Annotated in this window: 20 protein-coding genes and 2 tRNA genes; 18 read left to right on the top strand and 4 right to left on the bottom strand. The window is 71.2% G+C overall.

The window, feature by feature from the left end; all coding sequences use genetic code 11:
• Positions 1-23 precede the first annotated feature (23 nt).
• Both AB0M11_RS26865 and AB0M11_RS26870 read left to right on the top strand, forming a co-directional pair.
• Positions 24-2,138: a hypothetical protein gene (locus AB0M11_RS26865; protein WP_365709788.1), complete on the top strand. Its 2,115-nt coding sequence runs from the start codon at positions 24-26 to the stop codon at positions 2,136-2,138.
• 405 nt (positions 2,139-2,543) lie between these two features.
• Positions 2,544-3,704 carry a glycosyltransferase family 2 protein gene (locus AB0M11_RS26870; RefSeq protein ID WP_365709817.1) on the top strand — a complete coding sequence of 387 codons (1,161 nt, stop codon included), beginning with the start codon at positions 2,544-2,546 and terminating at the stop codon, positions 3,702-3,704.
• Positions 3,705-3,717: 13 nt separating this feature from the next.
• Here AB0M11_RS26870 and AB0M11_RS26875 read toward each other — a convergent pair whose 3' ends face one another.
• Entirely contained in the window at positions 3,718-5,136 is a 1,419-nt protein-coding gene (locus tag AB0M11_RS26875) for a polysaccharide pyruvyl transferase family protein (protein WP_365709790.1), read from the bottom strand.
• A 203-nt stretch (positions 5,137-5,339) separates the two neighbouring features.
• Here AB0M11_RS26875 and proB point away from each other — a divergent pair, with 203 nt between their 5' ends.
• From proB to AB0M11_RS26900, 5 genes are all read left to right on the top strand, one after another.
• Positions 5,340-6,467 (top strand): glutamate 5-kinase, encoded by a 1,128-nt coding sequence (gene proB, locus AB0M11_RS26880; protein ID WP_365709793.1) that lies wholly within the window; start codon positions 5,340-5,342, stop codon positions 6,465-6,467.
• A gap of 123 nt (positions 6,468-6,590) precedes the next feature.
• A complete protein-coding gene (locus tag AB0M11_RS26885; protein WP_189261483.1) occupies positions 6,591-7,019 on the top strand; it encodes a hypothetical protein in 429 nt (142 codons plus the stop codon).
• Positions 7,020-7,131: 112 nt separating this feature from the next.
• Positions 7,132-8,418: a glutamate-5-semialdehyde dehydrogenase gene (locus tag AB0M11_RS26890; protein ID WP_365709795.1), complete on the top strand. Its 1,287-nt coding sequence runs from the start codon at positions 7,132-7,134 to the stop codon at positions 8,416-8,418.
• Positions 8,419-8,564: 146 nt separating this feature from the next.
• Positions 8,565-9,176, top strand: a complete 612-nt coding sequence (locus AB0M11_RS26895) for a hypothetical protein (RefSeq protein ID WP_365709797.1) — start codon at positions 8,565-8,567, stop codon at positions 9,174-9,176.
• Positions 9,177-9,277: 101 nt separating this feature from the next.
• On the top strand, positions 9,278-10,348 hold the full coding sequence (locus AB0M11_RS26900; protein WP_365709799.1) for a hypothetical protein: 1,071 nt from the start codon (positions 9,278-9,280) through the stop codon (positions 10,346-10,348).
• Positions 10,349-10,379: 31 nt separating this feature from the next.
• Here the strand turns inward: AB0M11_RS26900 and AB0M11_RS26905 are convergent, their stop codons facing one another.
• Entirely contained in the window at positions 10,380-11,501 is a 1,122-nt protein-coding gene (locus AB0M11_RS26905; RefSeq protein WP_365709801.1) for a M48 family metallopeptidase, read from the bottom strand.
• A 100-nt stretch (positions 11,502-11,601) separates the two neighbouring features.
• Between AB0M11_RS26905 and AB0M11_RS26910 the strand changes: the two genes are divergently transcribed.
• The 7 genes from AB0M11_RS26910 to AB0M11_RS26940 all read left to right on the top strand — a co-directional run bounded on the left by AB0M11_RS26910 (position 11,602) and on the right by AB0M11_RS26940 (position 15,963).
• Positions 11,602-11,763, top strand: coding sequence for a hypothetical protein (locus AB0M11_RS26910; protein WP_365709803.1), 162 nt, complete (start codon positions 11,602-11,604; stop codon positions 11,761-11,763).
• A gap of 120 nt (positions 11,764-11,883) precedes the next feature.
• A complete protein-coding gene (locus AB0M11_RS26915) occupies positions 11,884-12,048 on the top strand; it encodes a hypothetical protein (protein WP_165939217.1) in 165 nt (54 codons plus the stop codon).
• A gap of 82 nt (positions 12,049-12,130) precedes the next feature.
• On the top strand, positions 12,131-12,823 hold the full coding sequence (gene nadD, locus AB0M11_RS26920; protein ID WP_365709805.1) for a nicotinate-nucleotide adenylyltransferase: 693 nt from the start codon (positions 12,131-12,133) through the stop codon (positions 12,821-12,823).
• Positions 12,824-12,839: 16 nt separating this feature from the next.
• The gene (locus tag AB0M11_RS26925; RefSeq protein ID WP_365709807.1) at positions 12,840-14,555 is read left to right on the top strand and encodes an LCP family protein; all 1,716 of its coding nucleotides are present in this window, start codon (positions 12,840-12,842) and stop codon (positions 14,553-14,555) included.
• 112 nt (positions 14,556-14,667) lie between these two features.
• Positions 14,668-15,111 (top strand): ribosome silencing factor, encoded by a 444-nt coding sequence (rsfS, locus tag AB0M11_RS26930; protein WP_365709809.1) that lies wholly within the window; start codon positions 14,668-14,670, stop codon positions 15,109-15,111.
• Entirely contained in the window at positions 15,111-15,779 is a 669-nt protein-coding gene (locus AB0M11_RS26935) for a histidine phosphatase family protein (protein WP_365709811.1), read from the top strand. Before rsfS ends, AB0M11_RS26935 begins: the two co-directional genes overlap by 1 nt.
• Before the next feature lie 111 nt (positions 15,780-15,890).
• Positions 15,891-15,963: transfer RNA gene (locus AB0M11_RS26940), tRNA-Ala, on the top strand.
• A 61-nt stretch (positions 15,964-16,024) separates the two neighbouring features.
• On the opposite strand, the gene AB0M11_RS26945 is transcribed toward AB0M11_RS26940, so the two are convergent.
• Positions 16,025-16,966, bottom strand: coding sequence for a helix-turn-helix transcriptional regulator (locus AB0M11_RS26945; RefSeq protein ID WP_365709813.1), 942 nt, complete (start codon positions 16,964-16,966; stop codon positions 16,025-16,027).
• A 94-nt stretch (positions 16,967-17,060) separates the two neighbouring features.
• Between AB0M11_RS26945 and AB0M11_RS26950 the strand changes: the two genes are divergently transcribed.
• From AB0M11_RS26950 to AB0M11_RS26960, 3 genes are all read left to right on the top strand, one after another.
• Positions 17,061-18,530, top strand: a complete 1,470-nt coding sequence (locus AB0M11_RS26950; protein WP_365709815.1) for an MFS transporter — start codon at positions 17,061-17,063, stop codon at positions 18,528-18,530.
• 68 nt (positions 18,531-18,598) lie between these two features.
• Positions 18,599-18,772, top strand: coding sequence for a hypothetical protein (locus AB0M11_RS26955; RefSeq protein ID WP_107483215.1), 174 nt, complete (start codon positions 18,599-18,601; stop codon positions 18,770-18,772).
• 3 nt (positions 18,773-18,775) lie between these two features.
• Complete coding sequence (locus AB0M11_RS26960) at positions 18,776-19,009, top strand: hypothetical protein (RefSeq protein ID WP_006136074.1); 234 nt, start codon at positions 18,776-18,778, stop codon at positions 19,007-19,009.
• On the opposite strand, the gene AB0M11_RS26965 is transcribed toward AB0M11_RS26960, so the two are convergent.
• Positions 18,999-20,213: a glycosyltransferase 87 family protein gene (locus AB0M11_RS26965; protein ID WP_365709819.1), complete on the bottom strand. Its 1,215-nt coding sequence runs from the start codon at positions 20,211-20,213 to the stop codon at positions 18,999-19,001. The two genes, AB0M11_RS26960 and AB0M11_RS26965, sit on opposite strands and share 11 nt — an antisense overlap.
• Positions 20,214-20,362: 149 nt before the next feature.
• Between AB0M11_RS26965 and AB0M11_RS26970 the strand changes: the two genes are divergently transcribed.
• Positions 20,363-20,435, top strand: a tRNA-Ala gene (locus AB0M11_RS26970).
• Positions 20,436-20,511 lie beyond the last annotated feature (76 nt).

Genomic DNA, 20,511 nt, shown 5'->3' on the forward strand with positions numbered 1-20,511 from the left:
TTTTTGTCAGCAAAAGGTTCTCCGTGATATCCACCGCCATTCGCGTCGCCCGGGTGGGCAGCGCGGCCGAGCTGGCCGCGGCGGCACTCATGATGCTGGGCTTCCCGGTCCTCATGGTCGCCGCACTCGTCCCGAGCGTGTACGCCTTCGCGGCCGCGGCCGCCGTCACATACCTCGCGGACCACTACCTGCACCGCAAGGGCAGCTACCTCGTCAACCGCCTGAGCAAGGTCCGGGCCGGTCTCTCCATCCGCTTCCTGATCCGGCAGCTGCTGCTGATCCTGCTGCTGGCCCGGATGGACCTGTCGAACGGCCTGATCTTCTACGGCGCGATCGCCTGCTTCATCGCCTTCTACGGCCTGCAGGCCCCGCACGGCGCAGTGGTCACACTGATCCGCAACCGCCGCCGGATGCCGGTCGCCACCCGCAACGTCGACCTGAAGTCCCGCATCAACATCCCGGACGCCCCGCCGCTGGGCCTGCTGGACCGCTCCGCCGAGAAGATGCTCCACCTCGACCTCGCGGCCGTCGTCGGCCTGCTGGTCTCCGCGATCACGGAAAGCGCGGTCGCCGGATTCATCGGCATCGGCCTCACCCTCGCCCTGGGCTCCCTGTACGTCCTGGTGCTGACGCCGTACGTCCGCGGCCGCAAGACCCCGCCCGACGCCGACACCGTCCTGGCCGCCGTCGACGACTGGCTGGCCGAGTACCGGCCCGGGACCGTGCTGTACTTCTCCGGCTCCAAGGACTCCGCCTACCAGGTCAACATGTGGCTGGAGACCATGGAACAGCTGGATTCCCGCCCGCTGATCCTGCTCCGCGAACGGGTCATCCTGCAGAACCTCGCCCCGACCACCGTCCCCGTCATCTGCGTGCCCGGCGGCGTGCACCTGATGAACATGGACCTCTCCACGGTCCGCGTCGCCCTCTACGCGGCCAACGTCGGCAAGAACATCCACCTGCTGCGCGTCCCCACCATGAAGCACGTCTTCATCGGCCACGGCGACAGCGACAAGCTGGCCAGCGTCAACCCGTTCAGCAAGGTGTACGACGAGGTGTGGACCGCGGGCCGCGCCGGCCGCGACCGCTACGCCATCGCCGACGTCGGCGTCCGCGACGACGACATCGTCGAGGTCGGCCGCCCCCAGCTCGCCCCCATCCAGAGCTGGCAGGGCGTCCCCGACGGCCGTATCCCCACCGTGCTCTACGCACCCACCTGGGAGGGCTGGGACGGCGACCCCGGGAACACCTCCCTCGTGCTCGCCGGCGAGAACATCGTGAAGAAGCTGGTCAAGGCCGACCCGCCGGTCCGCGTCCTGTACAAGCCGCACCCCTTCACCGGCACCGTCAGCGCCGAGGCGGGCGCCGCCCACCGCCGTGTCACCGCCCTCGTCCAGAAGGCCGCCGACGCCCGCGCCGCCGACCCCCGCTTCACCGCCGACACGACCGCCCAGACGGCGGCCAAGGCCGAACTGACCCGCATCGAGGCCCGCCTGGCCGAGCTCGCCGGCACCGGCGACGACAAGCGCGACGAGGCCGAGGCCAGCCGGGACGACGTCGTCGACCTGAACAAGCACGAGGAGATCGCGCGACTGCGCGCCGCCTGGAACGACTTCTACTGGCAGGCGCTGCCGTCGTACCAGCACGCCGTCATCACCGGCGCCGAACCCCGCCTGTACGACTGCTTCAACGTCTCCGACGCCATGGTCTCGGACATCTCCAGCGTGGTCTCCGACTTCATCGCGAGCGGCAAGCCGTACGCCGTCACCGACTCCGCCGGCGTCGGCGCGGAGGAGTTCAAGCGGGCGAACACCGCCGTGCGCGCCGCCGTGATCCTCTCCAACAGCGCCAAGGAGCTCGGCGGCCTCCTGGACGCCGTACGCGACCCGTCGGCCGACCCGCTGGCCGCGGACCGGGACGAGCTCAAGCACTACCTGCTCGGGCCCGACGAGCCGGCCTCCATCGACCGGTTCAACGGCGCCCTGGCCGCGCTCGCCCGCAAGGCCGAGACCCGCAACCTCGGCCAGGAGGCCCGCATCGCGGCCGGCGACCCCGAGGCGGCCGAACTCGCCGAGGCACTGCCGGGCGCGAAGCCGCGGACGACCGCCGGCGACGCGGAGGGCGCGGCCGCCGGCTGACACCCGCACCCGCGCCCGCCTCGCCGCGGCACTCGCCAGGCCCATGAACGGGCTCGGCCCCGGAGAATCCCGGGGACCGAGCCCGTTCCGGTTTCCCGGCCGTCTTCTCTTACCCTTGCTGAACAGTGGGCGGTTTTCTTCTTACCCGTGCTTCCCCGTTCGGTGTGAGCAGCTCTTACCACGCGTCCGTACTGTTCGACGTAACCCGCCGTACACCACCCGGCTGTGCGTTCGTCATGTGAGCTGGGCCACTGAGTGCGTACTCCAAGGCAACCAGTCGCGTCGATCAGGCATCTAAGACGTTGCGATCGAGGTGACGCAGGGGGAACGCACCATTGACTAGGGGGAAACGTGACCGTCGTTGCGCAGCCTGATGTGACCGTGATCATCGGGGCGTACGAAGCGATGCCGTACCTGGTCGAGTGCCTGGCCTCCGTCGAGCGCCAGACCCTCGACCCGGCCCGCATGGAGGTCATCGCCGTCGACGACGGCTCCACCGACGGCACGGGGGAGTACCTGGAGGAGTTCGCGGCCCGCGCTGCCATGCAGGTGACCGTCGTCCGGCAGGAGAACTCCGGCGGCCCCAGCGGCCCCCGCAACGTCGGCCTCGCCAAGGCCGCCGGCCGCTACGTGTTCTTCCTGGACGCCGACGACCGCCTCGGCGACGAGGCCCTGGAACGCATGGTCGCCATGGCCGACGAGAACGGCACCGACGTCGTCCTCGGCAAGGTCGAGGGAATCAACCGCAAACCCCCGCAGTCGATGTGGGGCCGGACCGTCGGCCGGACCGACGTCTTCTCCTCCAACATCAAGTTCACGCTCAGCGCCCAGAAACTCTTCCGCCGCGCTCTGCTGGAACGGCACGGCATGCGGTTCGACGAGTCCCTGTGGACCGGCGAGGACGCGCTGTTCACCATGGAGGCCTACCTGCGCGCCGACGGCGTCTCGGTGGTCGCCGACTACCCCTGCTACTACCTCGTCGGCCGCGAGGACGGCAAGCACGTCACCAAGAGCGGCAGCTACACCCTCCGCTTCGACTCCGCCCGCGCTCTGATGAACCTCATCGCCGAAATGGTCCCGGCCGGACCGCGCCGCGACAGCCTCATGGTCCGGCCGTTCAAGGTCACACTGCTCCCGCAGTTCGGCCCCAAGTTCCTCAAGGACACCGACGACGTACGCGAACACAAACTGGAACTCGCCAAGCCTCTCATGGACGCCCACTGGAACCCTGAGGTGGCCCGCCGCCTCAAGGTCCACGAGCGGCTCCAGCTGCACCTCGTCGCCGTCGGGCGTACCGATCTCCTCGCGGACGTCGTCCGGTTCGTCCAGGCCAAGAAGCAGCCCGTCCCGGTCCTGGAGAAGCGCGGGACCCAGGTCTACCTGGGCTACCCGCACTTCCGTTCCAAGGCGGCCGGCCTGCCCGACTGGATCTACCTCGCCGAACCGCGCGAGGCGCGGGGCGTCGAGGGCTACCGCGAAGAGGCCGCCAACACCCTCGTGCGGCGCGCGCTGCGCAAGCTGCGGCGGTCGCTGCCGACCCGGGAGGTGAAGGCGGCGGCCGCCTGATCCGGCCGCGCGGTCACCCGCCCGACCCCAGTGCCCGGCGGATCGGCCTGCCCACGGCACGTCGGGCCCGCCGGTAGACCGAGGCCGACGGCGCGCCGGCCGACTTGGCGGCGCGGACCCCGGCCCGCGCCAGCTCCTTCTCCAGGCGGGCGTTGTCCACCGACAGTTCGTCGATGCGGCTGTGCAGCCAGCCGAACCGCGAGGTGAGCGAGGCGATGTCCGCGTCGTTCCAGGGGCGGATCCCCGCCGGGAACGGCAGCGTCCGCATCCGTTCCTCGAAGGCCGCCCCGCCGTCGCCGTGCGTGAAGGTGTTCTCCAGTCCGTTCCTGTCGAGGAACCCGGTGAACCGCTCGAAACGCTCCCGGTGACCGCCGACCAGCCCGCCGAAGTCGGCCTCCGCGTAGAGCTTCGCCGGGTCCGCCGAATCGGGGTCCTTGGCCACCTGGTCCAGTCGCCGGTGCGGAATCTCGAAGTAACGGCACAGTTCCAGCGTCCGCGAGTCACCGCACAGCACGGTGGCCGGCGTGCCCGCCAGCAGCGCCGCTATGTTGCCGTGGATGCGCGAACCGAAGGAGAAGTCGAAGGAGCGCAGATCGTCGATCCAGGTGTACGGGTCGACGTAGACCCGCACCTTGTCCTCGCGGAACATCGGATGGTCCGGGTGGGTCGGCATCCCGGTCACCGCGGCGTTCGCGTCCGACAGGTCCCGCCAGTGCAACTGACGCGCGTCACTGAGGTTCTGGCCGACGAAACGCAGCTGCGGATAGCGCTCGTGGGTGCGCCTGATGATCCGGTCCAGGCCCTGCGCGCGTACGGCACTGTGCGAGCCGTTGATCGCGATCCGCGACTGGGATGTCAGCTCCAGCTCCGTCTTGCGCACCGGGAGCCGCTCCCCGTACATGAACAGCGAGGGGCAGCCGATGACCTCGACGTCCTTGAAGCCCATGGCCCTCAGGTACTGCTCGGTGAACTCGCCCCGCACGCCGATCGACGCGCTGCGCTCCAGCACGGCCGCGCAGAACTCGCGCACGGTCGGCTCCATTCGCTTGAGCCGGTCCGGGTTGTAGCTCACTCCGGTCTGCGCGCCGACGCCGAGCACGACCACCGGGATGCGCAGCTTCGAGATCAGCCGGGTCATCCGCTTCAGCGCGCTCTCGAAGGACGGCCGGAAGGCGTTGGCGAGCGGGACGACGAACGCGTCGTACTCCTCGTTGATGCGTGCGGCGGCGGAGACGTCGGAGGGCATGCCGTTCGAGACGACCTCGGTGTCCGGCGTCTCGAGGATCTTGTGGGCGGCATCGCTGAAGATCAGGTTGCCCGAATTGGTGGCGATGACGTCCCGGTGCAGGGCCTCCTCGACGGTGACGACGTCGTACGGACTCTTTCCCGACCTGATGAGGATGCGCTTCGCGCGGCGATCTTTAGATGACACAGACTTCAAGTTAACTTTGAGTTCGTTTCGATTTCTATAGACAGTCAACACAACCTTTTTGCCATGTGCGGCACGTACACGGAACGGCACGCAGCGTTCGGACGGCCGTCGGTCCCCACGTTGTCCGGAGGCTGGACGGCCGGGCCTGGCGCCGGTCCCCTTCGCGTAGATTGCTGCCACGCGCAAGGAAGTGGGGACAGGACGTGGCAAGGGCTAGGCAGGCCGTCGGCGAGGCCCGCAGGATCGTCGTCAAGGTGGGTTCCTCCTCACTGACCACCGCCTCCGGCGGCCTGGACGCCGACCGGGTCGACGCGCTCGTCGACGTACTGGCCAAGAGCCGCGGCGGAGGAGAGAAGGAGATCGTCCTCGTCTCCTCCGGCGCCATCGCCGCCGGACTCGCCCCGCTCGGCCTGCGCCGCCGCCCCCGGGACCTGGCCCGCCAGCAGGCGGCCGCCAGCGTCGGCCAGGGCCTGCTCGTCGCCCGCTACACCGCCTCCTTCGCCCGCTACGCCGTCCGCGTCGGCCAGGTCCTGCTCACCTCCGACGACATGAGCCGCCGCGCCCACCACCGCAACGCCTCCCGCACCCTCGACAAGCTCCTCGCGATGGGCGCGCTGCCGGTCGTCAACGAGAACGACACCGTCGCCACCGACGAGATCCGCTTCGGCGACAACGACCGCCTCGCCGCGCTCGTCGCCCACCTCGTCCACGCCGACCTGCTGGTCCTGCTCTCCGACGTCGACGGCGTCTACGACGGCGACCCCGGCAGGCCCGGCACCTCGCGGATAGCGCAGGTGAAGGGCCCCGAGGACCTCGCGGGCGTGGAGATCGGCAGCGCGGGTAAGGCGGGCGTCGGCACCGGCGGGATGGTCACCAAGGTGGAGGCGGCCCGGATCGCCGCCGCCGCGGGCATCCCGGTGGTCCTCACCAGCGCCGTGCACGCCGCCGACGCGCTCTCCGGCGCCGACACCGGCACCTACTTCCACCCCACCGGCAAACGGTCCGCAGACCGCCTCCTGTGGCTTCAGCACGCCTCCACCCCGCAGGGCTCGCTCACCCTCGACGACGGCGCCGTCCGCGCGGTCGTCGAGGGCCGCAAGTCGCTGCTGCCGGCCGGGATCGCCGCGGTGGAGGGCGACTTCGCAGCAGGCGACCCCGTCGAACTGCGCGACACCGGCGGACGCGCGGTGGCCCGCGGACTGGTCAGCTTCGACGCCAAGGAGATCCCCCAGCTGATCGGGCGGTCGACCCGGGAGCTGGCGCGGGAACTGGGCCCCGCGTACGAACGCGAGGTCGTACACAGGGACGACCTGGTGATCCTGCACCCGTAAAACGGGACGTAACGACGGACCCCGGTGGGGGACGTTCCGTAAAACCGCCACACGAACCCTTGCGGCCTGCTCAACTTTGTCTCAGGACCACGTTCCGCACCCGCACAGCTGAAGGAGGCCGTCGTGAGACGAGTGCGCCCTGGGGCTGCGGCCTCCCGCGGTGCTCTGACGAGCGTCGCGGCCGGGGACACCTACGAGGAGCCGAAGGACCTGCCACGCCTGTGGCACGTCACCCTCAGCGTCTGCGGTGCCGAGGTCCCCCTGCCTGAACTGCGCCGAGGACTCGAACAACTGGCGCACGACCACCCGTTTCTGCTCACCAGCCGCTACGCCTGCGACCACGCGGAGATCCGCTATTGGGAGGAGGCCCGCGACCTCCACGACGCCGCCGCCGTCGCCCTGCGCCTGTGGGGTGAGCACCGCCAGACCGCCGGCCTGCCGGCCTGGGAGATCGTCGGCCTCGAGGTCATCGACCGCACCACCTACCACCAGCGGATCGCCGAGGGGTACGGGCCGCCGCCCGCGACACCGGTCGGCATCCACCCCTTCTGAGACCGCCCCGGACACAGCCCGCGGCGATGGCCGGTATTCACCCGTTTTGGGTCACGTCTCGCGGTGTGGGATGACGCGTGAACGGCCGGCCGGGGCGCACTACCCTTCCCTCATGACCACGCTCTCGCCGTACGACGCCATGTCCCCGGTCACCCAGGCCGCCTACCGCGCCAAGGCCGCCGCCGCCGACCTCGCGCCGCTGCCGCGTGCCGTGAAGGACGACGCGCTGCTCGCCGTCGCGGACGCCCTGGAGGTCCGTACGAGCGAGATCGTCGAGGCCAATGCCAAGGACATCGCCAAGGCCCGCGAGAACGGCACCAGCGAGTCCGTCATCGACCGCCTCACCCTCACCCCCGAGCGGGTCCGCGCCATCGCCTCCGACGTCCGCGACGTGGCCAAGCTGCCCGACCCGGTCGGCGAGGTCGTCCGCGGCTCCACCCTCCCCAACGGCATCGACCTGCGCCAGGTCCGCGTCCCGCTCGGTGTCGTCGGCATCATCTACGAGGCCCGGCCCAACGTCACCGTGGACGCCGCCGCGCTCTGCCTGAAATCCGGCAACGCCGTCCTGCTGCGCGGCTCCGCCTCCGCCCTGGAGTCGAACACGGCGCTGGTGCGGGTCCTGCGCGACGCCGTCGGCGGCGCCGGGCTGCCCGCCGACGCGATCCAGCTGGTGCCCGGCGAGAGCCGCGAGTCCGTCCACGAGCTGATGCGCGCCCGCGGCCTCGTCGACGTCCTCATCCCGCGCGGCGGCGCCTCCCTCATCCAGACCGTCGTCATGGAGTCGAAGGTCCCGGTCATCGAGACCGGCACCGGCAACTGCCACGTCTACGTCGACGCCCACGCCGACATCGACATGGCCGTCGACATCCTCATCAACTCCAAGGCGCAGCGGGTCAGCGTCTGCAACGCCGCCGAGACCCTCCTCGTCCACCAGGACATCGCCCCCGAGTTCCTGCCGCGCGCCCTGGACGCCCTCGCCGAGGCCGGCGTCACCGTGCACGCCGACGAACGCGTGCTCGCCTACGCCAAGGACTCCAAGGCGACCGTGGTCGAGGCGGTCCCGGAGGACTGGGAGACCGAGTACCTGTCGTACGACATCGCCGCCGCCGTCGTCGACTCCCTCGACCGGGCCGTCGAGCACATCCGGCTGTGGACCTCCGGGCACACCGAGGCCATCGTGACCACCTCGCAGCAGGCCGCCCGCCGCTTCACCCAGCTGGTCGACTCCACCACCGTCGCCGTGAACGCCTCCACCCGGTTCACCGACGGCGGCCAGTTCGGCTTCGGCGCCGAGATCGGCATCTCCACCCAGAAGCTGCACGCCCGAGGCCCCATGGGCCTGCCGGAGCTCACCAGCACCAAGTACATCGTCACCGGCGACGGCCACATCCGCCGCTGACACGCGTCCGCCCGGCACCCGCCCACCCCCGGCACCCGTACGGCGGCGCCCGGCGGCGGGCGGGTGCGCGCAAGGGCGCACGGGCCACGGCACCGGCGTGAGAGGCGTCTCACCGGGCCTATGAATTTCCATACCGTCTGCCCAAATTGACCCCCCAGGTCTACTCTGGATCCGTGCCGGAGGACGTGGGGGGCACGCCGTTTTCCGACGGCTGGGACCCCGACGACGACCATGACCGCGGAATGTCGGACGAGGAATTCGACACCGTGGTCTTCGACGAGGCCTTCGTGAAGGCGGCCGTGGTCCACGAGCCGACCGCCGTCGAACGCCTCCTTGCCGCCGCCCAGGCCAGAGCCGAGGCCTCCGAGGCCGAAGCCCGCCGCGCCCACGCCAGAGGCGAGCGCTACGACGACGGCTACGGCCCCGACGGACCCGAATTCAGTCACGCCGGCGAACTCGACGGCCCGGACGACACCGACGCACCAGACGACGCGTACGGCACCGCCGGGACGTACGGCAAACACGTCCGCTGGCACCGCCCCGTCGCCTGGCTGCTCGCCCTCGTCATGGGCATCGGCATGGTCGCGCTCGCCTTCGCCGCGGTCTACCGCGGCGCCTCCTCGGGCGGCAGCCGCGACCAGGTGCCCAGGCCCCCGTCCACCGGGCAGGAACAGGGCACCGCGGCGGCCCCCTCGGTGTCCGCCGACTACTCCCAGCCGGCCAAGCCGGCGGCCTCCGCGCTCCCGCACACCCCCTGACCCGGCCGCGGCCGCCTCGGTGGCACTTCTGGTGAGAACCTGTCAGAAGTTGTCGTGCGACAGGGCGTTTACCCGAGGCTCCCGAGACCTACTCTGAAGGTATGGGCGGGCCAGGAGACCCACCTGAGGGGGCACCCGAGGGCGGCCCCGCAGGTGGTGAGGACGAATACCGATCCGTCGTCTTCGACGAATCGTTTGTCCGAGCTGCCCGCCTCCAGGAGTCCTCCGCGCGCGAACGCATGACCGACCACGCGCCCGCCGTACGCCGCCGCCCGCCCCTGCGTCGGGGCCTCACCCGGCAGGCCCTGATCCTCGTCGTGCTGATCCTCGTCGCCTTCGGCACAGCGATCTACATGGGCGTCCGCCACCCCTACGGCACCGACGAAGCGCAGCCGCCCGTCGAACCGCTGCGGATGACCGTCATCCCGCTCGCCCCCCAGGGCGCGGTGCCCGGCGCCGCCGACGCCGAGACCCTGTTCGCCCACAGCCCCGCCGCGCAGTACGAGATCGGCGCCGAGGGGATACCGCTGCCGGCCGCCCGCAGCACCGCGCACTTCTCCGACAGCCAGGTCGTCACCGCCCTGACCACGGTCAAGGACTACCTCGTCCGCTCCTCGCTCTACCCCGAGGTCCTCGACGGCAGCGAGGTGCGGCCCGCGCGGGCGCTGCTCGACCCCGGTCAGCTCGACCAGTTCGACCAGAGCGCCGACCACCCCGCGGCGGACGGACGGCACGCCCTCACCGGCTGGCTGGTCCGCTTCGACCCCACCCGCGCCGAACTCGCCGACCCCAGGATCCGCGTCCAGGGCGACCTGACGGCCGCCGAGACCGACCCGGCCACCCTGGAGGTCACCGCCGACCACACCTTCGTCTACGCGCTGCGGCCCACCGGCGCCCAGGCCGGCGCCCAGGTCTCCCTGTTCACCGTCCGCCGCGAGCTGACCTTCCGCTTCGACCGCGACGACCTTCGCCTGCACCAGACCCAGCTGGTCGGTTCCTACGTCCAGGCCGGCCCGCTGTCCTGCGCCGAGGACACCGCCGGCCGTCTGCACCCGCTGCTGGCCGGCCAGACGGCCAGGGCGGGCGGCCCGGCCGGCACCGACCCGTACGCCACGGACAGCGCCACCGCGCTGTGCGGGACACTGGCCGCGGCGGCCGAGCCGAAGGTCTGACCGCTGCCCCGCTCCTCGTCCCGCTGCCCGCCTACTCGTCGTCGCCCTGCGGGTCCCGCGGCGCGTCCTTGCCCGACGCGTCCCCGGGCTGCGCGTCCTTCGGCGGCGGCGCGCTCGTGAACCCCTCGAAGCCGCGCCTGACCCGGCCGCCCAGCCCGCCCGCCCCGCCTGCGATGTCCGTGACCAGCTTCATCAGCGGGTCCCTGGAGCTCTTCACGTCGCCGGCGTAGCTCGCCGCGGACTCCCTGAACGAGTCGCTGACCGAGGTGTCCTTGTCCTCGGTGCGCCGCGGATAGTGACCGTCCATGATCCGCTGGTGGTCGCGGGACTCGGCCCACTTCTTCAGCTCCGCCGCGCGGACCGTGGTGAAGGGATGCGAGCGCGGCAGCACGTTCAGGATCTTCAGCACCGAGTCACGCAGGTCACCGCCCGCCTCGTACTCCTCGGCCTGCTGCAAAAACGCGTCCACGTTCATCTCGTGCAGGTGGTTGCCGCCCGCGATCTTCATCAGGCCGCGCATCGAGGCCCGCACGTCCTGGCCCACCAGCAGACCGGCCCGGTCGGCGGAGAGCTCCGACTTGCGGAACCACTCCCGCAGGGCCGTCACGATCGCCAGGATCGCCAGGTTCCCCAGCGGTATCCAGGCCACCTTCAGGGCGATACTGGTCAGGAACAGCAGGATCGTCCGGTACACCGAGTGCCCGGACAGGGCGTGCCCCACCTCGTGGCCGACGACCGCCCGCATCTCCTCCTCGTCGAGGAGCTCCACCAGCCCCGTGGTCACCACGATGATCGGCTCGTCCAGGCCGATGCACATCGCGTTCGGCTGCGGATCCTGCGTCACGTACATCGGCGGGACCTTCTCCAGGTCCAGGATGTAGCAGGCGTCCCGCAACATGTCGTTCAGGTGTGCGAACTGCTGGTCGGACACCCGGACCGAGTCGGACAGGAACAGCAGCCTCAGGCTGCGCTCCGGAAGCAGCCCGCTGAGCGCCTTGAACACGGCGTCGAAACCGCTCAGCTTCCGGAGCGCCACCAGCGCCGAACGGTCTGCCGGATGCTCGTAGGCGCGCGAGGAGATCCCCGGGAACCGCCTGCGCTGCCTGCCCGGCACGCGCGCGTGCCCGTCGTGCTCGTGGCCTTCGTCGGACATGTCATCCCCCAGGTGCGTGAGTGCCCACGGTGTGCCCCCGAAGCAGGGCCCAGCCTAGGCGGAGATACCGTGGACGGGCAGCACAGCCGAAGGAGTCCTCATGGAGCACCACCCCCCGGCCGCCTGGCTCGCCCAGGCCGCGAGCGCCGCCCAGCACCAGGGCTCGGGCGATCTGCTCCGGGTCGTCATCGTCGTCATGTTCGTCGGCTGCGCACTGACCGCGTGGTTCCTGCTGCGCGGGTACAAACAGAAGGACGACTGAGCCGCCGGGATCGTTCCGCACGTCGGCCCAACGGAGGAGTCGGCGTGATCGCCGCCGGGCCGCCCGCATACGATGAGCCGACATCTTTATCCCGCCCACACGCGATAGGTCCTGCCGCAGATGATGAATCTCCACAGCGCCGCTGCCCAGTTGGTCACCGTTGCCGCCGAGGGCGAGGGAGGCGGCAACCACGAGAGCCTCAACCCGCTCGTCACCGGTGGCAGCGCGTTCATCATCCTGCTGCTCCTGCTGTGGATCACCACCCGCTTCAACCGCGACCGCTGAGCCGTACGCCGGGCCCGGCCCGGCACCGGTCCGCCGGTCCTCCGGGCGAGGCCCACGGGCCGGGCCGGTAGGGTCTGCACGCATGGGAGAGCAGGACATGCCTACCGGTCCGGTGAACGACGGGGCCGACCACGCCGACGACACGGTGACGACCCCGCGGTACACGCCGGGGGGACCCGCGCACACCGGCAAGCGCCGCCTCGGCGTCATGGGCGGCACGTTCGACCCGATCCACCACGGCCACCTCGTGGCGGCCAGCGAGGTCGCCGCCCAGTTCCACCTCGACGAGGTGGTGTTCGTGCCCACCGGCCAGCCGTGGCAGAAGACCGCCCGCGCGGTCTCCCCGGCCGAGGACCGCTACCTGATGACGGTCATCGCGACCGCGGAGAACCCGCAGTTCTCCGTGAGCCGCATCGACATCGACCGCGGCGGCCCCACCTACACCGTCGACACCCTGCGCGACCTGCGCGCCCTGAATCCCGACACGGACCTGTACTTCATCACCGGTGCCGACGCCCTCGGCCAGATCCTCACCTGGCGGGACTCGGAGGAACTCTTCTCCCTGGCCCACTTCATCGGCTGCACCCGGCCCGGCCACCCGCTGAGCGACCGCGGTCTCCCCGCGGGCGGCGTCTCGCTGGTGGAGGTTCCCGCGCTCGCCATCTCCTCCACAGACTGCCGTGCGAGAGTCGCCAAGGGCGATCCCATCTGGTACATGGTGCCCGACGGAGTCGTGCGCTACATCGACAAGCGCGAGCTGTACCGCGGCGAGTGAGCCGAGAGGGGCACCGGTGAACGACCGATACGACGCGGGCTACGGAAGCGACCAGTACGAACTCGTCGGCTACGACGAGTACGGCCAGCCGGTGTACCGCCAGATCCCCGCGCAACCACAGCAGACGTACGACCCCTACGCGGGCCCGCAGGGGCATGACCAGGGGCAGGGGCAGGGGCAGGGCTACGGCTACGACCCGTACGCCGGCGGCGCCCAGCAGACCGCCGCGTCCTACGACACCGGGCAGCACACGCCCGTCCACGACACCGGACAGCAGCCGGCCACGCCCGCGTACGACCCGTACGGCACCGGCGGCCACAACGCCTACGACCCCTACGGGCAGACGGCCGGCAGCGGCCGGCAGTCCCGGGTCGCCGAGCAGACGGCGCACATCCCGCAGCAGGCCGGACCGGCCGACCGTGCCGCCGCTCCCCGCCGAAACGACGACGAACGGGACTACCACACCGGCCAGTTCGCGTTCGTCGAACAGCCCGACGGTGACTCCGAGGACGTCATCGACTGGCTGAACTTCACCGAGAACCGCACCGAGCGCCGCGAGGAGGCCAAGCGCCGTGCCCGCAGCCGGACGATCGCCCTGGTCGTCGTCCTCGCGCTGGTCGCCGTCGGCGGCGTCGGCTACCTCTGGTACGCAGGAAAACTGCCCGGCCTGTCCTCCTCCGGCACCAAGGCCGGCACGACAGCCTCCGCGGCCGCCCAGAAACGCGACGTGATCGTCGTCCACCTGCACAACACCGGCGGTGGCGGGACCTCCACCGTGCTGCTCGTGGACAACACCACCACCAAGCAGGGCAGCACCGTCCTGCTGCCCAACTCCCTCGCCCTCACCGACGACGACGGCACCACCACGACCCTCGCCAAGTCCGTGGACGACGACGGCTCCTCCGGCACCCGCGATCAGCTCGACACCGTCCTCGGCACCAGCATCGAGGGCACCTGGCGACTCGACACCCCCTACCTGCAGAACCTCGTCGAACTCGTCGGCAACATCGACATCGACACCAACGCCGACGTCCCCGACCCGGACGCCAAGAAGAAGGGCGAGGAACTCCTCGTCCACCAGGGCAAGGACCAGACCCTCGGCGGCAAGGCCGCCGTCGCCTACGCCACCTACCGCGCCTCCGGCGAGGCCCAGAACGCGCAGCTGGAGCGGTTCGGGCAGGTCATGCAGGGCGTCCTGCGCAAGATGTCCTCCGACGCCGCCTCCGCGACGACCACCGTGCAGAGCCTCGCGCAGATCCTCGACCCGTCCCTCACCGACAAGGACCTCGGCACTTTCCTCGCCAAGCTCGCCGACCTCGCCAAGGACGGCGCCTACAAGACCGCCCTGCTGCCCGTGCAGAGCGACGGCACCCTCAGCGCCCAGACCAGTTCCAGCGTCGTCAAGGACATCCTCGGCGGCACCGCGAAGAGCCCGTCGGCGGGCTCCGCCGTCCGCGTCTCCGTCGAGAACGCCACCGGCGTCAAGGACGACACCGAGAAGGCCCGCGTGGTCCTCGTCAACGGCGGCTACACCTTCCTGGAGGGCGGCACGGCCTCCGCCCCCCGGGCCACCTCCGAGGTGCTGTACTCCGGCGCCGCCGACAAGGAGAACGCCACCGAGGTCGCCAAGACCCTCGGCCTCGGCGCCGGCGCGGTCCGCAAGGGCACGGTCGGCTCGGGCGCCGACGTCTCGGTCGTCCTCGGCCAGGACTACAAACCGTCCTCGTCCTGAGCGTCCCGCGCGGTGGCCCCTCGCACCCCACGTGACGCGGTAATCACGTGGGGTGCGCCCGGCGGTCCGTGAGACCCTTGAGGTCAAACGACCGCCGAGGGAAAGCCACGCAGTGACCGCAACCGACCGTTCCATCGAGCTCATCACCGCCGCCGCCCAGGCGGCCGCCGACAAGCTCGCCCACGACGTCATCGCCTACGACGTCAGCGACGTCCTGTCGATCACGGACGCCTTCTTGCTGGCCTCCGCGCCCAACGACCGTCAGGTCAAGTCGATCGTCGACGAGATCGAGGAGCGCCTGCAGAAGGAACTCGGCGCCAAGCCGGTGCGCCGCGAGGGCGACCGCGAGTCCCGCTGGATCCTGCTCGACTACGTCGACATCGTCGTCCACGTCCAGCACAGCGAGGAGCGCGTCTTCTACGCCCTGGAGCGGCTGTGGAAGGACTGCCCCGAGATCGGGCTGCCGGCCGACGCCGAGGCCACCCGCGGCAAGGCGGCGGAGCACGCCAGGCTGCAGGCCGCCGAGGACACCGGCGAGCCCGGCGGGGAGTGGTGATGAGCACCACGGGCGAGGTGACCGGCCGCCGGGGCCGCGGCCGCCGCATCATCCTGTGGCGGCACGGCCAGACCGCGTGGAACGTGGAGCGCCGCTTCCAGGGCACCACCGACGTCGAGCTCACCGAGACCGGCATCGGCCAGGCCCGCCGCGCGGCCCGGCTGCTGGCCTCCCTGGGCCCGGACGCGATCGTCTCCTCCGACCTGCGGCGGGCCGCCGACACGGCCGCCCAGCTCGCCGCCCTCACCTCCCTTGAGGTGATCCGCGACGAGGCGCTGCGGGAGACCTACGCGGGCGTGTGGCAGGGCCTCACCCACGAGGAGATCATCGCCCGCCACGGCGAGGAGTACGCCGCCTGGAGGCGCGGCGAGCCGGTCCGCCGCGGTGGCGGCGAACTGGAGACCGAGGTCGCCGACCGGGCCGCCCCCGTCGTGCTCCGGCACGCCGAGAAGCTCCCCGAGGACGGCACCCTCGTGGTGGTCAGCCACGGCGGCACCATCCGCACCACCATCGGCCGCCTCCTCGGTCTGGAGTCCCGGCACTGGGAGAGCCTCGGCGGTCTCACCAACTGCTGCTGGTCCGTGCTCGGCGAGGGCGCCCGCGGCTGGCGGCTCCTGGAACACAACGCCGGCACCCTCCCGGAGCCCGTCCTCGGCGACGACGACTGAGGATCCACCGGCCACCTGACCTCGCCGGGACCCGGATTTCACTTTCCGGCAGGTCGCAGGCTAAAGTTCTTCTTGTTCGCCCCGCCGAGCGGAAAGACGGGAAGAACACAAGGGGCTATAGCTCAGTTGGTAGAGCGCCTGCATGGCATGCAGGAGGTCAGGAGTTCAATTCTCCTTAGCTCCACGGATCGGCACTTCACGCACCGCGTAGTCGCCAAAGATCGCTGACAGAAATCCCGCCCTCCTCAGAGGGCGGGATTTTCTGCGTTCCACCCCCGGATGATCTCAGTGGCCGCCTCCTCCGTCACCGGCCACAAACGCTGCCTGCGCTCACGCAGCAGGGCCACCCGCTCCCGCGTCCGTTCGTCCTCGGGCATGTAGACCACGATCCGCGCCTCTGGCATCCCGTCGATCGACAGCGACTGCGACGTCATCCGCAGCTCGCCCACCGCCTCATGACGGAACGTCTTCACCCGCGGCCCGGGCTGCGCCACCGCCCCGCTCGCCCACAACCGGGCGAAGCTCCCGCTGGCCTCGGACAGCGCCCGTATGAAGTCCTCCCAGGCCGGCTCGCCGACATGCCTGCCGTAGGAGGACCGCAGGGTCGCCACCATCATCGGCAGTTCACGCTGCGGGTGCACCACCGGGCAGGCGTCCTCCGAGACCGTGCACAGCGTCCACAGCACGTTCGGCACGCCGATCCGCACCGCCTGCGGCACCAGGAACAGGTCCCGGTGGGCGGCGTTGGTGGCCAGCACGTCGTAGCGCGACGTGTACACCACCGCCGGCAGCGGATCGAGCGCGTCGAGGATGCCCTGCACCTCCGCGCCGACCGACCGGGACAACCCCTCCGGCGCCGGGGCGAACGGCACCTCCGCCAGCCGGTACAGATGCTCCCGCTCCGGCGGGTCCAGCATCAGCGTCCGCGCCACCGCGTCCAGCACCTGCGCCGACGCGTTGATCGGCCGGCCCTGCTCCAGCCACGTGTACCAGGTCACGCCCACGCCCGAGAGCTGGGCGACCTCCTCCCGGCGCAGCCCCGGTGTGCGCCGCCGCAGCCCCGGCGCCATCCCCACGTCCGCCGGCTGCACCCGGGCCCGCCTGCTGCGCAGGAACGCCGCCAGCTCGGGCCTGCGGCGGTGCGCTGTCGTCGTCATCGTCACGTCCCCGGTCGTCACGTCCTCCATCGTGGGCGCAGCCCCCGCCCCCTGCCAGGTGCTGCCAGTACCAGCATCGGCGGGCTCTCGGCACCCGTACCGGTCCGCCGCCACGCTCGGACGCATGACGACGCCATCCAGGACGGGAGCAGGCTCCGCACCCGCTGCGGCCCCTGCCAGAATAGAAACACCCGGCACCGACAACCGGCCCCGGCTGCTCCTCGCGGTCGTCCTCGCGGCCCTCTTCATGGCCGTGCTGGACGTCTTCATCGTGAACGTCGCAGCCCCCACCATGGGTTCCGAACTGCACGCCACGGGCGCCGACTTGCAACTGGTCGTGGCCGGCTACGCCATCACCTACTCGGTGCTGCTGATCACCGGCGCACGGCTCGGCGACCGGCTCGGCCACGGCCGGGTCCACCTCGCCGGCCTCGCCCTGTTCACCGCGGCCTCGCTCGCCTGCGGCCTGGCCCAGGGGGCCACCGAACTGATCGTGTTCCGTCTGGTGCAGGGCGCCGGATCGGCGGTGATGATCCCGCAGGTCCTCAGCATCATCCAGCGCGCCTTCACCGGCGAGGCCCGGATCCGGGCGCTCGGCGCCTACTCCGCCGTCCTCGCGGTCGGCGCAGCCGCCGGCCAGATCATCGGCGGCGTCCTGGTCAGCGCCGACCTGTTCGGCACCGGCTGGCGGCCCGTGTTCCTCGTCAACGTGCCCGTCGGCGCCGTCCTTCTCGTGCTCGGCCGGCGCGTCCTGCCGCGCGGCACCGGATCCGGCCCCGAACGGGCTCGCGGCCTGGACCTGCCCGGCCTGGTCCTGCTGGGCGCGGCCGTGTCGCTCCTGACAGTTCCGCTGGTGCTCGGCCAGGAGGAGGACTGGCCGCTGTGGTCCTGGCTGTCCCTGGCCGCCGCCGTGCTCCTGTTCGCCCTGTTCTGCGGATACGAGGCGAGGCTGGCGCGCCGCGGCGGCGCCCCGATCGTCGCGCCCCGGGTGCTGCGCCACCCCGGCATGGGCCTGGCCGTCCTGCGGATCCTCGCCGTGATGGCCGTCAATGCCGGATTCCTGTTCACCCTCACCCTGCACGTCCAGAGCGGCCTCGGCTACAGCGCGCTGCGCGCAGGCCTCACCTTCGCGCCGACCGCCGTGGTCTTCGGCGCGGTCGCCCTCACCTGGCGCAGGTGGCCGGCCGCCTGGCAGCGGGCGCTGACCCCGGCCGGGTTCGCGCTCACCGCACTGGGCGTGGCCGGCGTCGGGCTGGCCTTTAACGGGGGCGGCGACGGGGGCGCGCTGCTCTATGTGGCGTACGCCGGCGTGGGCGCGGGGCTCGCGCTCGCGTTCAGTCCCACGCTCACCGGCGCGCTCGCAACCGTGCGCCCCGAGGACGCCGCGGACGCCAGCGGACTCCTCGCGACCGTCACCCAGCTCGGTCAGCTGATCGGCGTCGCCGCGTTCGGCACACTGTTCTTGAACCGGCTTGAGTCAGTCGGGGGCCCGCAGGCGTATACCTCTGCGGAGGCGCTGTCAGCCTGCGCATGGGCGCTCGCCGCGACGGCGGCGGCGGGAGCCGTGTCCGGACTGGTACTGAGGCGTCGCTGACCGTATTGGTCCGGCCGTGGCAGAATCAAACGGCCGGAAGGGGGCGCGGCCCGACGGGAGGAGTAGCGATGCCTGCGAGCATCCTTGAGGAGGGCGGCCACCTCCTCGGTGCGGCGTTGATACGAGACACGATCACCCGGCTGCTCTGCCCTTCCTGCGGTTCCGTGCATGTCGCCCAGGTTCTCGGCGACAACGGCGGGATCTCCTACGTGTGCACGGCCTGCGGCCACAGCTGGAGCTGATCGATGGGTGCACACAGGCGGAAATGCGACTGGTGCGGGAGCGGCACCCCGATCGTCCGCGACATGGAGCCGATCAACCCCGACTACCAGTACTGGTGCGAGGAATGCGCGCGGGCGCTGATCATAAAAGGCGACCCGATCGAGACCTACCGCGAGCTGGAGGGCGAGCCGATCTACGGGCGGCTCCTCGAAGAGCACTGCACGCTCAAGCGGTTCTACTCGTTCGTCACGGCCTGAGCCGCACGGGCGGAGCTGACACGGGGGGATCCGACACGGGCGGATCCGGAGCCGGGTCGGGCCTCCGCAGCGATGTCCGGGCGAGCGCGAGGAACAGCAGCCCCGTGACGGTGTAGAGGCCCGACAGCACCAAGGCGGCCGCGTCCTGGTGCAGTTCGGGCCGCCCGTGGCCGTGCGGCACCCACCACAGGGCGTACGAGCAGAAGACCAGCGCCGTGCCCGCGGCCGCCGTCCGCCGCCCGCGCGTCCACAGCAGCACCACCACCGGCACGCACCACACCCAGTGGTGCGACCAGGACACCGGGCTGATCAGCAGTGCGGTCACCGCGCAGACCGCCACCGCCCAGGCGCGCCGGCCCCGCAACTCGGCCGCCACCGCCACCGCGAGCCCCAGGACGGCCGTCAGGGCCGCCGCGGCGACCCAGAGGCCGCCCGGGTCTGGCGTGTGCAGCAGACGCGCCAGAACGCCACGCAGGGCCTGATTCGCGGTCTCCTCGGCCCGCCCGACCCGCCCCGTCTGGAACACCGTCCCCGTCCAGAACCGCCACGAGTCGTACGGCAGGACGGCCGCCGCCAGCAGGGTCGCCCCCGCGAAGGCGGCCCCCGCCCCGCGCGCGTGCCGCAGCCACGGGCCCGCGTCCCGACCCGCGAGGCGCGCGGCCAGGCCCGTGGCGAGCAGGAACACCGCGAACAGGGCGGGTGTCAGCTTCACCGCGGCCGCGAGCCCCACCCCCACCCCCGCCCAGCGGGCCGGGCGTTCGACGGGACGGCGTGACAGATCCCACAGCACCAGGACGGCCAGCAGCAGATTGACCTGCCCGTAGCGCACAGTCGTCCACACCGGCTCGCACCACACCGCCGCCGCCGCGACCCACAGGACGCCCTCCACGCGCGCGTGCCCCGCGAGCCGCAGGGACAGGCCGACGAACACCAGCAGCAGGCCGAGGTTCCCCGCCGTCGCCAGCGTCCGCATGCCCGTGACGTCCAGCAGGGTCAGCGGAGTGAAGAGCAGGGCCGCGAACGGGGGGTAGGTGGACGGCAGCTGAGCCGCCGTCGTGCGCAGCGCGTAGAGATCGCCGCCCGCACGGACGGTCGCCCCCTCCGCCCGGTAGACCATCAGGTCGATCATCGACACGTGCGCGGCCCGCTGGGCCACCCAGAACGCCGTGAACGACAAAAGACACGCCCCCAGGGCCGCCGGCATCCGGCGCCGGGTCTCAGAGAACGCGATCACGGTCACGAAGTCCGACACTAGCGCCCGTATCCGCACAGAACGGAAACGATTTGGTGGTGCACCCCGTCGACCGTGTAATGTTGGCGTCGCCGCCGGGGAAACCGGGCGGACCAAAACAAGGGGCTATAGCTCAGTTGGTAGAGCGCCTGCATGGCATGCAGGAGGTCAGGAGTTCAATTCTCCTTAGCTCCACACAAATCGAGGGCGGACCATCCGAACGGATGGTCCGCCCGCGACGGTGTTCCGGGTTGTTCCGCGTTGTCCCGGA

Source organism: Streptomyces sp. NPDC051987, from assembly GCF_040680735.1.
Taxonomy (GTDB): Bacteria; Actinomycetota; Actinomycetes; order Streptomycetales; family Streptomycetaceae; genus Streptomyces.

Bases quoted from the DNA above. Each gene is read 5' to 3' on its own strand.
- AB0M11_RS26870 (WP_365709817.1), top strand. From the start codon at position 2,544: ATGCCGTACCTGGTCGAGTGCCTGGCCTCCGTCGAGCGCCAGACCCTC.
- AB0M11_RS26890 (WP_365709795.1), top strand. From the start codon at position 7,132: ATGACCACGCTCTCGCCGTACGACGCCATGTCCCCGGTCACCCAGGCC.
- AB0M11_RS26900 (WP_365709799.1), top strand. From the start codon at position 9,278: ATGGGCGGGCCAGGAGACCCACCTGAGGGGGCACCCGAGGGCGGCCCC.
- AB0M11_RS26905 (WP_365709801.1), bottom strand. From the start codon at position 11,501: ATGTCCGACGAAGGCCACGAGCACGACGGGCACGCGCGCGTGCCGGGC.
- AB0M11_RS26910 (WP_365709803.1), top strand. From the start codon at position 11,602: ATGGAGCACCACCCCCCGGCCGCCTGGCTCGCCCAGGCCGCGAGCGCC.
- AB0M11_RS26915 (WP_165939217.1), top strand. From the start codon at position 11,884: ATGATGAATCTCCACAGCGCCGCTGCCCAGTTGGTCACCGTTGCCGCC.
- nadD (WP_365709805.1), top strand. From the start codon at position 12,131: ATGGGAGAGCAGGACATGCCTACCGGTCCGGTGAACGACGGGGCCGAC.
- AB0M11_RS26935 (WP_365709811.1), top strand. From the start codon at position 15,111: ATGAGCACCACGGGCGAGGTGACCGGCCGCCGGGGCCGCGGCCGCCGC.
- AB0M11_RS26945 (WP_365709813.1), bottom strand. From the start codon at position 16,966: ATGGAGGACGTGACGACCGGGGACGTGACGATGACGACGACAGCGCAC.
- AB0M11_RS26950 (WP_365709815.1), top strand. From the start codon at position 17,061: ATGACGACGCCATCCAGGACGGGAGCAGGCTCCGCACCCGCTGCGGCC.
- AB0M11_RS26955 (WP_107483215.1), top strand. From the start codon at position 18,599: ATGCCTGCGAGCATCCTTGAGGAGGGCGGCCACCTCCTCGGTGCGGCG.
- AB0M11_RS26960 (WP_006136074.1), top strand. From the start codon at position 18,776: ATGGGTGCACACAGGCGGAAATGCGACTGGTGCGGGAGCGGCACCCCG.
- AB0M11_RS26965 (WP_365709819.1), bottom strand. From the start codon at position 20,213: ATGCCGGCGGCCCTGGGGGCGTGTCTTTTGTCGTTCACGGCGTTCTGG.